Below are 12928 nucleotides of genomic sequence, written 5' to 3' on the forward strand. Positions count from 1 at the left end.
CGTTCTTCGCTCGCGGGTTCCGTCCGGGCTCGACGTCTCCACACGGCGAGTCCGCAGCGACGCCGCGAGCGGGCAGGCCCGCCCGCGCCGCTCAGCCCAACAGGCCCGGCAAGACCTCCGCGACGGAGGCGGCGCGCGCCTGCTGCCAGCCGGTTCCGGCCCAGAGGTTCAGCCGCTCCGCATCCCCGACGGCGGCGGCGGCCGCGCGCAGCGGGGCGGTGATGTGGTGCACCGCCGGGTAGGCCTCCGGCGCGTCCGGGTGGTCCCGGACGAACTCGTTGACCAGCGCCCGGGCCGGCCGTCCGGTGAAAGCCCTGGTCAGGGCCRTCCGGGTGAAGTGCGGGCTGGCCAGGGCGTCCTTGTGCAACTGCCGGGCGCCGCTCTCCTCCGTGCGCAGCAAGGCCGTGCCCAGCTGGGCTGCCTGTGCGCCCGCGGCCAGCACCCGGTCCACGCCGGCGGCGTCCATGATCCCGCCGGCCGCGACGAGGGGGAGCGCGACGGCGGAGCGCACCGCCGCAATCAGCTCCGCCGTCGTGGCCGGCGCGGCGGAACCCGGCGCGGCTGAACCCGGCACGGCTGAACCCGGATCGCCTGACACGGGCAGGAACGCCGCGCTGTGGCCACCGGCGCACGCATGCTGCACCACCAGGGCATCCACGCCCTGTTCGGCCGCCTGCCGGGCCTCGGCCGCGGTGGTGACCGTGGCCAGTACCGCCGACCCCGCCCGCTGCAGGGCGTGGACCACGTCCGCGCCGGGGAGGCCGAAGGTGAAACTGACCAGCTCCACCGGATCCGCCAGCAGGGCCTCGACTTTGGCCTGCCACGCGTCGTCGTCATCGAGCCGCAAAGTCGGGAGCTCCACACCGTAGCGCAGGGCGTCTGCGCGCAGCTGCAGCCGGTATGCCTCGAGCTCGGCCACGGTGGCCGCGGAGGGCGCCAGCTGGGCCGGGTCCGGGACGAAGACATTCATGCCGAACCGCGCACCGGACTCGCGGACGGCGCGGATGTCCGCCAGCATGGCAGCAACGCTCTTATAGCCCGCGGCCAGGAAGCCCAGACCGCCGGCCTCGTGCACGGCCGTGACGAAGGCCGGAGTTGAAGTCCCGCCGGCCATCGGCGCGGCGATAATGCGGGTACCGAAGATATCGCGGGACATTGCTCGCTCCTGTCGGTGATTCAGTAGGCTGTTCCGGTGACTCATTCTGACATCCCCACCCCGCCGGACGCCGTTTCCGCCGCCGTGCATGCCACTACATCCGGCGCCGTGATCGGACTCGACATCGGCGGCACCAAGACCCGCGGGGTCCGGTTCGAGGCCGGCACGCCCGTGGCCGACGAGTCCGTGGGCAGCGCGAACGTCCAGAACGTCACTCCCGAGGAAGCCGCCCGGAACCTCGCGGAGCTCTTCGCCCGGATTGGCGGCGGTGACGTCGCCCAGGTCTACGCCGGAGCCGGCGGGATCGACACCGACGACGACGCCGCGGCGCTCGCCGCGCTGATCGCCCCGCACGTGCCCGGCGCCAAGATCACCGTCGTGCACGACTCCCGGCTCCTGCTGGCAGCCGGCGGGGCCAGCACCGGCGTCGCCGTGATCGCCGGTACCGGCTCGGCCGCGTGGGGCAAGAACAGCCGTGGACAGGAAGCCCGGGCCGGCGGCTGGGGCTACCTGCTCGGCGACGAAGGCAGCGGCTACTGGCTGGGCCGCGAGGCCGTGCGGCACAGCCTGCGCCGGATGAACCAAGGGCTGGAACCGGATGAACTTACCAGGGCCCTGCTGGATTCCTGCGAGGTGGGCCACCCGAACAAACTCATTGCGTTGTTCCACTCACCCGAGACTGGACGCCGCTTCTGGGCCCAGCGCGCCCGGCTCGTCGTGGAGGCGGCGGACGCCGGCCATGAGCCGAGCCGGGAGCTGATAGACCAGGCCGGCCGCGACCTCGCCGCCATGGCCGAGCAGACCGTGAGGCAGCTCGGCATCGAGGGCCCGGTCATCCTGGGCAGCGGGCTCGGCATGAACGTGCCGCGGCTGCAGGAATCGTTCCGCGCTGCCCTGGCCGCGGCCGGGATCACCGACGTCCGGGTGCTGCAGCAGGAACCCGTGTTCGGGGTGCTCCAGCTCGTCGCCGAGCAGGGCTAGCGGCAGCCGCAGCGGCGGGAACCTAGGACGGAGTCACTGCCGGCGTCGCGGCCGCAGCGGCACCCCCGGCAACGGCGGCGCCGGGATGCGGCCGGCTTCGGATCCGGCGTCGGGACCATGTCCGCGCACCAGCCCGAACCGTGCCCGCGACGCGTCGTCGTCGGAGAGCCCGGCCTGGGCTTCCCAGTCCAGCCGTGACTGCTCCACCTCTTCGTGGCTGCGGCCGACGAAGTTCCACCACATCAGCAGCTCCTCCTCGAACGGCTCGCCGCCCAGCAACAGGAAACGAGTGCCCGGAGCGGCGTCCAGGTCCAGGCGGCTGCGCCCGGAGCCGAGGTAGCCCAGCGGGCCCGGCCGCACCTCCTGGCCGTCCAGGTCCAAGGCGCCGTCGAGCACCAGCACGGCGTGCTCGAACTCCGGCCGCAGCGGCAGGCTGATGCTTCCGGTGCAGCTGATGTCGGCGCCAACGATCGGGGAGTACATCGTGGCCGGCGAGGTGGTGCCCGCCAGGGTCCCCACCATGACGGTTGCACTGAAGCCGTCGCCGCGGACCACGGGCAGCTCGCGGTGCTGCTCGAAGGCCGGTGCGCGGTGCCGTTCGGAGTCCGGCAGCGCGACCCACAACTGCAGCCCGCGCTGCACGGGCAGTTCCGGTGTCGGCCCGCCCGGAATCCCGTTTACGGGGAGCACCGCGAATTCGGAGTGAGAAACGCCGCGGCCCGCCGTCATGATGTTCAGTTCGCCCGGGCGGACGATCACGTCGCTGCCCACGCTGTCCCGGTGCCGGATGTTGCCGGCCAGCGGCCAGGTGACAGTCTGCAACCCCGTGTGCGGGTGCGGCAGCACGGACATGGCCACCCGGTCCGGTCCGAAGCTGTCCAGGAAGCACCACGCGCCTACCGTCGGCAGCCCGCGCTGCGGCAGGGTCCGCGAGACGTTCATGGCGCGGACGCCGCCCAGCGGAACCTCCCTGGCCGGCCACAACTGCAGGCACGGGCCGCTGGCGGTCCCCTCCACGCTGTGGGCGGCGGGGCAGACTTCTTCGGGCGGAAGGACTTCGAGGTTGGTCACACTCAAACTTTAGGGCCGAACCCGGAGATCCGGCAGGGCCCGCGCTGCGCCGTTACGCTGGAGCAATGACCCTGCCATTCGATACCCGCCCGGCTGCCTACGGACTGATCCTCCGGGATGACTGCCTCCTGCTCGCGTACTGGAAGCAGGGCGGCAAGGAGGGCTGGACCCTGCCGGGTGGCGGTCTGGATCTCGCCGAGCACCCCGTGGACGGGTGCCGCCGGGAGATCTACGAGGAGACCGGCTACCACGCTGAGATCGGCGCCATGCTGGGGATCGACGTCGGGCATTGGCCCGCCGAGAGCCGGCTCGACGGCGGCCACCGCGACTTCCAGTCCCTGCGGCTGGTCTATGAAGCGAGCATCACCGGCGGGGAACTGCGGCATGAGGTAGGCGGCAGCACCACGCACGCGGCCTGGATCCCGATGGCCGAGGTGGCGGGCCTGAACCGGGTCTCACTGGTCGATGCCGCGCTCCGGCTGTACCGCGAGCGACCGCTGGACGGAAAGCTCGCCTGAGAAATCCCTAGCCAGCCGTGGCGCGGGCGGTTACCCTAGAGAAACCGCGGCCGGGAAGGCCGCCCGATGAGCCCAGCTGTGGGCCAGATAGCCGGGGAGGTGGAAGCAATGAAAGCAACGGAACTGCGCGCGCAGCGCACACCCCAAAGCCCCATCATTATTCCTGCCCCGGCAGTCCACACCTCCTAGCCCTTACAGCTGACCGGTCTCTCCAGACCGGCGGGCAATGCGCAGCCGGGCCCATCAAAGGGTTTCCATTGAATCTTCAGTTCAGTCACCACTCCGGCCTCCAGGGGCCGGCCCGTTTCGGTTTCACCGAGGCCGTCACGGAACTTTTCGCCGCCAATCCCGTCCCCGGCGGCACCAGAGCCGGGCGGGTGGTCCGGGTGGACCGCAACCTCGTGCTGGTCGCGGACCATGCCGGCCAGGCACAGCTGCCCTACCCGCGGACCGGGCCCATCCCGGCCACCGGCGACTGGGTCTGGCTCGGCAGCAACCCGGTGGGCGAACCAGCCATCGTGGGCGTGCTGCCGCGCCGCTCAGAGCTGAGCCGCAAGCGCGCCTTCGAGGCATCCTCCGAAGCGCAGGTGCTCGGCGCCAACATGGACATCGTCGGCGTCGTGGTGCCGGTGGACCGTCCGCTCACGCACAACAGGCTCGAACGGACACTCGTCGCGGCCTGGGATTCCGGCGCCACCCCGCTGGTGGTGATCACCAAGGCAGACCTCGCTGAGGTGGCGGACGACGTCGTCGGGCAGGTCATGCTGCAGGCCGCCGGCGTCGACGTGGTCACCACCTCCGCCGAGCAGGGCGATGGCCTCGATGACTTGCTGGCTCATCTGCCGACCGGCGGGACCATCGTGCTGCTGGGCCCCTCGGGCGCCGGGAAGTCCACCCTGATCAATGCCCTCGTCGGGTTCGAGGCGCAGGAAACGGGTGCGGTCCGGGCCGGTGACGGCAAGGGCCGGCACACCACGACGTCCCGGGAGCTGGTGCCACTGCCCGGCGGCTCGGTGTTGATGGACACGCCCGGGGTGCGCGGCTTTGGCCTGTTCGATGCCGGGGACGGCATGGACGAGATGTTCGGCGATCTCGAGGAGGTCTTCACCCGGTGCCGGTTCACCGACTGCGCGCACGGCCGCGAACCCGGCTGCGCCGTGCAGGCCGCGCTCGCGGAGGGCGCCCTGGACGAGCGCCGCTGGGCAAGCTACCTCAAGATGCAGCGCGAAGTGGCGGCCCTGGCCCGGCGCCACGACGCCGCCGCCCGACGGGCGTACCAGCGGGAGTGGCATCAGAAGGTGGTGGTGGCCAGCCGGAGCCAGCGGGCGGCCGAGCGGCTCAGCCACGACCATCCCCGCAGGGGAAAAGACAACGGAAAAGGCCACGGTAAGGGCAGCGGCCGGGCGACGTGACACAGTGCCGGTCCCGGACCAGCGCGGGGTCCGGGACCGGGCCTGAACCCGCGCCCATCCAAATCCCGCCCGGCGCCGAATGCCAACGGTAGCCCCGGCGCCGCCGACGTTATCGGGCCCGTTTCTTTGATTCTGTGCTCCGACATCGCCGGCGGTGGCAGCTACGCTGGGTCATACCCGCTTTACAGCCAAAAATCAGCATGCATATGATCAGTTGGCTGGACCGTCCCATGTTGCCGCCAACAGTTAGGTAAGCCCGGAATGGCAGAGGCCATGATCGAGTTCCAGAGCGTCACCAAGCAGTACCAGGGCGGCCAGGCCGCCGTCGACGATCTGAGCATGTCTATCGACAAGGGCGCCATCACGGTCTTCGTCGGCCCCTCGGGCTGCGGCAAGACCACCTCGCTGCGGATGATCAACCGCATGGTCGAGCCGACCTCGGGCACCATCACCGTCAACGGGCAGGACGTCACCTCCGTGCCCGCCGCGCAGCTGCGCCGTTCCATGGGCTACGTCATGCAGTCCTCCGGGCTGATGCCGCACCGGTCCGTGCTGGACAACATCGCCACCGTCCCGCGGCTCAACGGCGTGTCCAAGGCGGCATCCCGCAAGCGCGCGGCGGAGCTGCTCGACGTCGTCGGCCTCGCCTCCGGCCTCGGCCGCCGCTACCCCTCACAGCTTTCGGGCGGCCAGCAACAGCGCGTGGGAGTGGCCCGTGCCCTCGCCGCAGATCCGCCCGTGCTGCTCATGGACGAACCTTTCAGCGCGGTGGATCCCGTGGTGCGCGATGAACTGCAAAAGGAACTGCTCCGCCTGCAGCGCGACCTGGCCAAAACCATCGTGTTCGTCACCCACGACATCGACGAGGCCACGGTGCTCGGGGACAAGGTGGCCGTCTTCGCCGGCGGCGGCAAGCTGGCGCAGTACGCGACGCCGGAAGAGATCCTGCGGGCCCCGGCGAACGACTTCGTCGCGTCCTTCGTGGGCCGCGACCGAGGCTTCCGGCACCTCGCCTTCAGCCCCTCCGACGGCGTCACGATCCACCCGGTCGACACCGTCCGCGCCGACGCCCTCGGCAGTGACGGCGGCCCCGGAGCGGGCGAGTGGCAGCTCGTGGTCGACGCCGACAACCGGCCGCTGGGCTGGAGCGCGCCGGGCGCCGGAGCGGCGACCGTCCCGGGCGGTTCCCTCTTCCACAAGGGCGAGACCCTGCGCCGCGCGCTGGACGCGGCCCTGTCCTCGCCGTCCGGACTCGGCGTCGCTGTCGACGCCGACGGCCGGGTGGCCGGTGTGATCACGGCGGAAGAAGTGCTCGCCGTGATCGAAGCGGACCGCCGGGTCCGGCAGGGCGTGCGCTGATGCAATGGTTCCTGGCCAACAGCGGGCAGGTCTTCAGCCTCGCCGGCCAGCACCTCGTCCTGGCGATCCTGCCGATGCTCTTCGGCCTGCTGATTTCGATCCCGCTGGCCCAGCTTGCCAGGCAGAACCGGACCCTGCGCACCGTGGTCCTGACCGCGTCCTCGCTGCTTTACACCATCCCGTCGCTGGCTCTCTTCATCATCCTGCCGACCGTGCTGGGGACCAGGATCCTTGACCCGGTCAACGTCGTGGTGGCCCTGACCATCTACGCCGTCGCGCTCCTGGTCCGGGCCGCCCTGGACGCGTTTGACTCCGTGGACGAGGACCTGCAGCAGGCCGCCGTCGCCATGGGCTTCAAACCCCTGGCACGGTTCCTGCAGATCGACCTGCCGCTGTCCCTGCCGGTGCTGTTCGCCGGGCTCCGCGTGGTCTCGGTCAGCAACATCTCCCTGGTCAGCGTCGCCGCCCTGCTGGGCATCGGCAACCTGGGCATGCTCTTCACCTCCGGGCTGCAGCGCGACTTCGTCACCGAGGTGATGGTGGGCATCATTGCGATCCTGGTGCTGGCATTGCTGATGGACTCCGTTTTGGTCCTGCTCGAACGCCTCCTGACCCCGTGGACCCGGGCAGGCGCCGGGAAAACCGGGAAGCCCGGGGAGCCGGCCGCGGCCCGGCGGCTGTCCGATTCCACGGCTGGGGCGTCCGCATGAGCAACGTCATCACCGACACCGCCGCGTGGCTCGCCGACCCGGACAACTGGTCCGGCAGCACCGGCATTCCGGTTCGCCTGGCCGAGCACCTGCAGTACACCGGCCTCGTGATGCTGATTGCGACCGCCATCGCCGTCCCGATCGGCCTCTACGTCGGCCACACCGGCCGCGGCCGGGTGGCCGTGGTGGCCCTCGCCGGGGCCCTGCGCGCCCTGCCGACCCTGGGCCTGCTGACGCTCTTCGTCCTGCTGGCCGGGATCGGGCTGATGCCTCCGGTCTGGGCGCTGGTGATCCTGACCGTGCCGCCGTTGCTGGCCGGGACCTACGCGGGAATCTCCAGCGTGGACCGGAACGTCGTGGACGCCGCCCGGGCCATGGGCATGACCGAACTCCAGGTGCTCTTCCGGGCCGAGTTCCCCAACGCGCTTCCGGTGATGTTCGGCGGGTTCCGCACCGGTGTCCTCCAGGTGATCGCCACGGTCTCGGTGGTCGCGTACATCAACCTGGGCGGCCTGGGCCGCTACCTCTTCGACGGCCTGGTGCTCTCCGACTTCCCGCAGATGCTCGGCGGCTCGCTGCTCATCGCGGGACTCGCCATCGCCGTCGACCTTGTCCTCGTCCTATTCCAGCGGCTCTTCCTGTCCCGTGGGGCCGCCAACAAGCCAAACCGGAGCCAGCAGGCCGCGGTTGATCTCACAGACCCCGCACCGGCGGAGACTGTTGTCCAAGGAGGTACGTCATGAAAGAAAACCGCCAACGAGCCCTCGGCAGGCGCGCATTCGGCGGCCTCGCCGCCGGCGTCGGCCTGGCCCTGGCCCTGTCCGCCTGCGGAGGCTCGTCCAACCCGCTGTCCTCGGCACCCGCGAGCGGCGGTTCCTCCGGGGGAGCCGGCGGCGCCCTCGTGATCGGTTCGGCCGACTTCACCGAGAGCCAGATCATCGCGGAGCTCTACGCCGGGGCACTCAACGCCGCCGGCGTCACCGCCACCACCAAGCCGAACATCGGTTCCCGCGAGGTCTACTTCAAGGCCGTGCAGGACGGCTCCGTGGACGTGATCCCGGACTACAGCGGAAACCTGCTGCTGCACGTCAACAAGGACGCCACCGAGATCTCCGCCGACGACATTGCCAAGGCACTGCCGGGCAAGCTTCCCGACGGCCTGGCCGTGCTGGACGCCGCCAAGGCCGAGGACAAGGATGCCATGGTGGTCACCAAGGCCACCGCCGAGAAGTACAAGCTGAAGTCCATCGAGGACCTGGCCAAGGTCTGCAACGAGATCGTGGTCGGCGCCCCCGCAACGTTCGCCGAGCGCGCCTACGGGCTGCCCGGCCTGAAGAAGAACTACAACTGCGAGCCCAAGAAGCTGGAACCCTTCAGCGACGGCGGCGGCCCCGTCACGGTCAAGGCCCTGCTTTCGGACCAGGTCCAGGTGGCCGACATCTACACCACCACCCCGGCCATCGCGGACAACGACCTGGTGGTGCTGGAGGACCCGAAGAACAACTTCATCGCCCAGCAGGTCCTGCCGCTGTACAACAAGGCCAAGATGACCGACAAGGCGAAGGAGGCGCTCAACGCCGTCTCCAAGCTGCTCACCACTGAGGACCTGATCAACCTCAACCGGGCGGTCGGCGGCAGCGAGAAGCAGAACCCGAAGGACGCCGCGGCAGCGTGGCTCAAGGACAAGGGCCTGGTCAAGTAGACCGGAGCTTTTGAGCGTTCGACGGCGGCCGCCGGATCCGGAACCCCCGGACCCGGCGGCCGCCGTCGCTACGCCGCCGTCGTTGCGCCGCTCGGTGCCAGGCGGCCCCGGGGAGCCCGTGTGACGCGGACTTCCGCTGTGAGACAAGTCTCAGGGGAAGTACATCCGCCATATGGCATATTTGATGAATGGCAGAATTCAAGCAGTCCACCAAGCTTCATAATGTCCTCTACGACATCCGTGGACCGATTCTTCAGGCCGCCCAGCAGATGGAGGCAGAGGGTCACCGCATCCTCAAACTGAACATCGGAAACCCGGCCCCGTTCGGGTTTGAAGCGCCGGACGCGATCCTGGTGGACATGATCCGCCACCTGCCGCACGCCCAGGGCTACAGCGATTCCCGAGGCATTTTCTCCGCCCGCACCGCCGTCTCGCAGTACTACCAGACCCGCGGCATCCAGAACATCCACGTCGACGACATCTACCTGGGCAACGGAGTCAGCGAGCTCATCACCATGTCGCTGATGGCCCTGCTGGACGACGGCGACGAGGTCCTCATTCCCACCCCGGACTATCCGCTCTGGACGGCGTCGGTGGCCCTGGCCAGCGGGAAGCCTGTGCATTACCTCTGCGACGAGGAATCCGGCTGGCAGCCGGACCTGGACGACCTCGAAGCGAAGATCACGCCGCGCACCAAGGGCATCGTGGTGATCAACCCCAACAACCCCACCGGCGCTGTCTACCCGGAGGAAACGCTCAAGAAGATCGTGGCCCTGGCCGAAAAGCACGGCCTCGTGCTGTTCGCCGACGAGATCTACGAGAAGATCCTCTACGAGGACGCCGTCCACGTGAACATGGCCAGCCTCACCGGCGACGACGTGCTCTGCCTGACCTTCAGCGGGCTGTCCAAGGCCTACCGCGTCTGCGGCTACCGGGCCGGCTGGATGGCCATCTCGGGTCCGAAGAAGGACGCTGCGGACTACCTTGAAGGCATCAACCTGCTCGCCAACATGCGGCTGTGCGCTAACGTGCCGGCGCAGCATGCGATCCAGACGGCACTCGGCGGATACCAGAGCATCAACGACCTGATCCTGCCCGGCGGCCGTCTGCTGGAGCAGCGGAACAAGGCCTACGACATGCTCAACGCCATCCCGGGCGTCAGCACGCAGCAGGCCCGCGGGGCGATGTACCTGTTCCCGCGCCTGGACCCCGAGGTCTACCACATCCGCGACGACGAGAAGTTCGTCCTGGACCTGCTGCGCCAGCAGAAGATCCTCGTCTCCCACGGCCGCGCCTTCAATTGGGTCCGGCCGGACCACTTCCGAATGGTGACCCTGCCGAACGTCAAGGACCTCGAGGAAGCGATCAACCGCATGGCGGACTTCCTGAGCCGGTACCAGGGCAACTAGGATTCGGGACAGCAGCGCCGCTCGCCGAACGTCCGGCCGGCGGGCTGCCCGAACCGGAAAGAGGCTTTGATGGCAGATGTCGTGGACTTCGACAAACATCCCTCCGAGACCCTGAGGGCAGGCAAGAAGTTCAGCCTCCGCGACCTTGACCCGGGTTCCACACCGGGCTACGCCGGGGACAAAGCCGCCGGAGAGACCCTGCTTAGCGAGCTCGACGGCAAGCTCACGCAGCTGCAGGAGCAGCTCTTTGCGGAGTCCAGGACCGGCGGAAAGAAGCGCGTCCTGCTGGTCCTGCAGGCCATGGACACCGCCGGCAAGGGCGGCATCGTCAACCACGTCATGGGCCAGATGAATCCGCAGGGTGTGCAGCTCAAGTCGTTCAAGGCGCCCACCCCGGAGGAACAGTCCTACGACTTCCTCTGGCGGATCGAGAAGGAAGTACCAGCGGCCGGCATGGTGGGCGTGTTCGACCGTTCCCACTATGAGGACGTCCTGATCCACCGGGTGCACCGCTGGGCGGACGCAGAGGAACTGGAGCGCCGCTACCGGGCCATCAACGAGTTCGAGGCCCGGCAGACGGCCGCCGGGACGAAGATCGTCAAGGTCATGTTGCACATCAGCCGCGACGAGCAGCAGGAACGGCTGCTCGCACGGCTGGAAGACCCCTCGAAAATGTGGAAGTACAGCGGCAACGACCTCAAGGAACGGGCCTTCTGGGACGACTACATGGACGCCTACCAGGCCGCCTTTGAGCGGACCAGCTCCGAGCTTGCGCCCTGGCACGTGGTCCCTGCCAACAAGAAGTGGTATGCCCGGATCGCTGTACAGCAGCTGCTGCTGGACGCGCTGGAAGGACTGGCGCTCGAGTGGCCGGTCCCGGAGATCGACGTCGACATGGAGCGCGAGCTGGTGCGGCGCTCCTAGCCGGCCGGCCGTAGGTCAGCTTTCCTGGCCGGCCTGGTCCCGGGCCGCGGCGAGACGCTTGCGGGCGCCCTCGAGCCACTGCTCGCACCGCTTCGCGAGGGCCTCCCCGCGCTCCCACAGTGCGAGGGATTCCTCAAGACTGGCGCCGCCGGCCTCCAGCCTGCCCACCACGCCCACGAGTTGTTCGCGGGCCTCCTCGTAGCTGAGGCCGTCGATGTCGGTGTTCGGGGTCGGGGTTGCTGCGTTTTCTGCTGCCATGCTGATGCTCCTTGCGTGGGTCCGGTGCCTGCCGCGTGTCGGGGTCCCGTCGCGGGGTCCGGGAAGTCTGGATTGCCTGGGTTCTTGGAAATGGGCCGGTCAGTCCTCGGCGGGCTCCTGGCCGCCGGTGGACTGGGCCTTAAACCTGCCGCCGGCCACCCGCACGGCCAGGGGAGTGCCGGCGGGTGCTTGGTCCGGGTGTCGCACCACTTCGTGGCGGGTTCCCGGGGCGGTGCTGCCATCGTCGAGCTGGACGACGGCGTAGCCGCGGTCCAGCGTTTTCTGCGGCGAGAGGGCGCGCACCTGGGCCTTAAGGTGGACCAGCTGGTCGGCGGCCCGCACGACGGCGGTGTTGATGGCCGCATGGGAGCGGCCCTTGAGCCGTTCGACGTCGTCGTGCCGGGCGGTGACCATGCCCTCCGGGGCTGCCAGCGCCGGTCGGGAGCGAAGCGAGGCCAGCCGGTCCGTCTCCCGCTCGACCAGGCGGGTGACGCCGCGGCGCAGTTGCTCCCGGGCCTGCCGGACCCGCGCCAGTTCCTCCACGACGTCGGGCACAATCCGTTTCGCCGCATCGGTGGGCGTCGAGGCGCGCAGGTCGGCGACGTCATCAAGGATGGGACGGTCCGCCTCATGGCCGATCGCACTGACGATCGGCGTGGCCGCGGCGGCCACGGCCCGGATGAGTTCCTCGCTGCTGAAGGGGAGCAGGTCCTCCAGGGCGCCGCCGCCRCGGGCGATGACGATGACGTCGACCTCCGGGTGGGCGTCCAGCTCCTGCAGCGCGCCGATGACCTGGGCCACCGCGGTGTTGCCCTGGACGGCCACCTCGCGGATTTCGAATTCGACGGCGGGCCAGCGCAGCGCCGCGTTGCGGAGCACGTCTTTTTTAGCATCCGAGTCGCGGCCGGTGATCAGGCCGATCCGGTGGGGGAGCAGGGGCAGCCGCTTTTTGCGGGAGTCGGCGAACAGCCCCTCCCCCGCGAGGGCCTGGCGAAGACGTTCGATCCTGGCCAGCAGATCGCCGAGTCCTACCGGCCGGATGTCCTTGACCGACATGTTCAGCCGGCCCGTCTTCAGCCAAAACTCGGCTTTGAGCAGCGCCACCACCCGGGAACCGCGCTCCAGCGGCGTGGGCTGGCGGTCCAGGACGTTGGTCCAGACCGAGGCAGGGAGGGAGATCTCCGCGTCGATGTCCCGCAGCGTGAGGTAGGCGTTGGTGCCGCGCCGGTTGAGTTCGATGACTTGGCCCTCGACCCAGGCCGAGGGCGCCCGGTCGATGTGCATCTTCAGTTTTTGTGAGAGCAGCTGCAGCGGCCACGGGTTGTCCGGGCTGGTGTCTGCCGCAGTCGCCGGCAGGGTGGTGGCCGCGGCGGTGTCTTCAGACATGCCGGTGGCCGCCGGCGAAAAGTGCCTGGTGCAGGTGCTGGT

General features: G+C 69.4%; 13 protein-coding genes. 9 read left to right on the forward strand and 4 right to left on the reverse strand.

All coding sequences use genetic code 11. The features are described 5' to 3' along the window. Positions 1–91 precede the first annotated feature (91 nt). A complete protein-coding gene (locus AC1DGE_RS11815; protein WP_476917504.1) occupies positions 92–1156 on the reverse strand; it encodes a nitronate monooxygenase in 1065 nt (354 codons plus the stop codon). Between the two features lie 51 nt (positions 1157–1207). Here AC1DGE_RS11815 and AC1DGE_RS11820 point away from each other — a divergent pair, with 51 nt between their 5' ends. Continuing rightward, on the forward strand, positions 1208–2137 hold the full coding sequence (locus AC1DGE_RS11820) for an N-acetylglucosamine kinase (protein WP_476917511.1): 930 nt from the start codon (positions 1208–1210) through the stop codon (positions 2135–2137). Positions 2138–2170: 33 nt separating this feature from the next. Here AC1DGE_RS11820 and AC1DGE_RS11825 read toward each other — a convergent pair whose 3' ends face one another. Beyond that, on the reverse strand, positions 2171–3208 hold the full coding sequence (locus AC1DGE_RS11825) for a pirin family protein (RefSeq protein ID WP_476917505.1): 1038 nt from the start codon (positions 3206–3208) through the stop codon (positions 2171–2173). Between the two features lie 65 nt (positions 3209–3273). Here AC1DGE_RS11825 and AC1DGE_RS11830 point away from each other — a divergent pair, with 65 nt between their 5' ends. The 8 genes from AC1DGE_RS11830 (at position 3274) to AC1DGE_RS11865 (ending at position 11242) form a co-directional block, all read left to right on the forward strand. Continuing rightward, positions 3274–3726 (forward strand): NUDIX hydrolase, encoded by a 453-nt coding sequence (locus AC1DGE_RS11830; protein ID WP_476917506.1) that lies wholly within the window; start codon positions 3274–3276, stop codon positions 3724–3726. A gap of 257 nt (positions 3727–3983) precedes the next feature. Next, complete coding sequence (rsgA, locus tag AC1DGE_RS11835) at positions 3984–5138, forward strand: ribosome small subunit-dependent GTPase A (RefSeq protein WP_476917507.1); 1155 nt, start codon at positions 3984–3986, stop codon at positions 5136–5138. A 261-nt stretch (positions 5139–5399) separates the two neighbouring features. Continuing rightward, positions 5400–6497: an ABC transporter ATP-binding protein gene (locus AC1DGE_RS11840; protein ID WP_476892168.1), complete on the forward strand. Its 1098-nt coding sequence runs from the start codon at positions 5400–5402 to the stop codon at positions 6495–6497. Then, positions 6497–7207 (forward strand): ABC transporter permease, encoded by a 711-nt coding sequence (locus AC1DGE_RS11845; protein WP_441417125.1) that lies wholly within the window; start codon positions 6497–6499, stop codon positions 7205–7207. The genes AC1DGE_RS11840 and AC1DGE_RS11845 overlap by 1 nt, the downstream gene beginning before the upstream one ends. Continuing rightward, positions 7204–7950, forward strand: a complete 747-nt coding sequence (locus AC1DGE_RS11850) for an ABC transporter permease (protein ID WP_441417126.1) — start codon at positions 7204–7206, stop codon at positions 7948–7950. The genes AC1DGE_RS11845 and AC1DGE_RS11850 overlap by 4 nt, the downstream gene beginning before the upstream one ends. Beyond that, positions 7947–8909: an ABC transporter substrate-binding protein gene (locus AC1DGE_RS11855; RefSeq protein WP_441417127.1), complete on the forward strand. Its 963-nt coding sequence runs from the start codon at positions 7947–7949 to the stop codon at positions 8907–8909. Before AC1DGE_RS11850 ends, AC1DGE_RS11855 begins: the two co-directional genes overlap by 4 nt. 188 nt (positions 8910–9097) lie before the next feature. Then, positions 9098–10318 (forward strand): pyridoxal phosphate-dependent aminotransferase, encoded by a 1221-nt coding sequence (locus tag AC1DGE_RS11860; RefSeq protein ID WP_175321266.1) that lies wholly within the window; start codon positions 9098–9100, stop codon positions 10316–10318. A gap of 69 nt (positions 10319–10387) precedes the next feature. Further along, on the forward strand, positions 10388–11242 hold the full coding sequence (locus AC1DGE_RS11865; protein ID WP_441417128.1) for a polyphosphate kinase 2 family protein: 855 nt from the start codon (positions 10388–10390) through the stop codon (positions 11240–11242). 15 nt (positions 11243–11257) lie between these two features. Here the strand turns inward: AC1DGE_RS11865 and AC1DGE_RS11870 are convergent, their stop codons facing one another. Continuing rightward, the gene (locus tag AC1DGE_RS11870; RefSeq protein ID WP_175321268.1) at positions 11258–11500 is read right to left on the reverse strand and encodes an exodeoxyribonuclease VII small subunit; all 243 of its coding nucleotides are present in this window, start codon (positions 11498–11500) and stop codon (positions 11258–11260) included. Between the two features lie 99 nt (positions 11501–11599). Then, positions 11600–12886, reverse strand: coding sequence for an exodeoxyribonuclease VII large subunit (xseA, locus tag AC1DGE_RS11875; RefSeq protein ID WP_476917508.1), 1287 nt, complete (start codon positions 12884–12886; stop codon positions 11600–11602). Positions 12887–12928: the final 42 nt, after the last annotated feature.

It is taken from the genome of Arthrobacter sp. 05N425, from assembly GCF_056397125.1.

Excerpts from the sequence above, each read along its gene's own strand:
- AC1DGE_RS11830 (WP_476917506.1), top strand. The coding sequence starts at position 3,274 with ATGACCCTGCCATTCGATACCCGCCCGGCTGCCTACGGACTGATCCTC.
- AC1DGE_RS11840 (WP_476892168.1), top strand. The coding sequence starts at position 5,400 with ATGGCAGAGGCCATGATCGAGTTCCAGAGCGTCACCAAGCAGTACCAG.
- AC1DGE_RS11845 (WP_441417125.1), top strand. The coding sequence starts at position 6,497 with ATGCAATGGTTCCTGGCCAACAGCGGGCAGGTCTTCAGCCTCGCCGGC.
- AC1DGE_RS11850 (WP_441417126.1), top strand. The coding sequence starts at position 7,204 with ATGAGCAACGTCATCACCGACACCGCCGCGTGGCTCGCCGACCCGGAC.
- AC1DGE_RS11855 (WP_441417127.1), top strand. The coding sequence starts at position 7,947 with ATGAAAGAAAACCGCCAACGAGCCCTCGGCAGGCGCGCATTCGGCGGC.
- AC1DGE_RS11860 (WP_175321266.1), top strand. The coding sequence starts at position 9,098 with ATGGCAGAATTCAAGCAGTCCACCAAGCTTCATAATGTCCTCTACGAC.
- AC1DGE_RS11865 (WP_441417128.1), top strand. The coding sequence starts at position 10,388 with ATGGCAGATGTCGTGGACTTCGACAAACATCCCTCCGAGACCCTGAGG.
- AC1DGE_RS11870 (WP_175321268.1), bottom strand. The coding sequence starts at position 11,500 with ATGGCAGCAGAAAACGCAGCAACCCCGACCCCGAACACCGACATCGAC.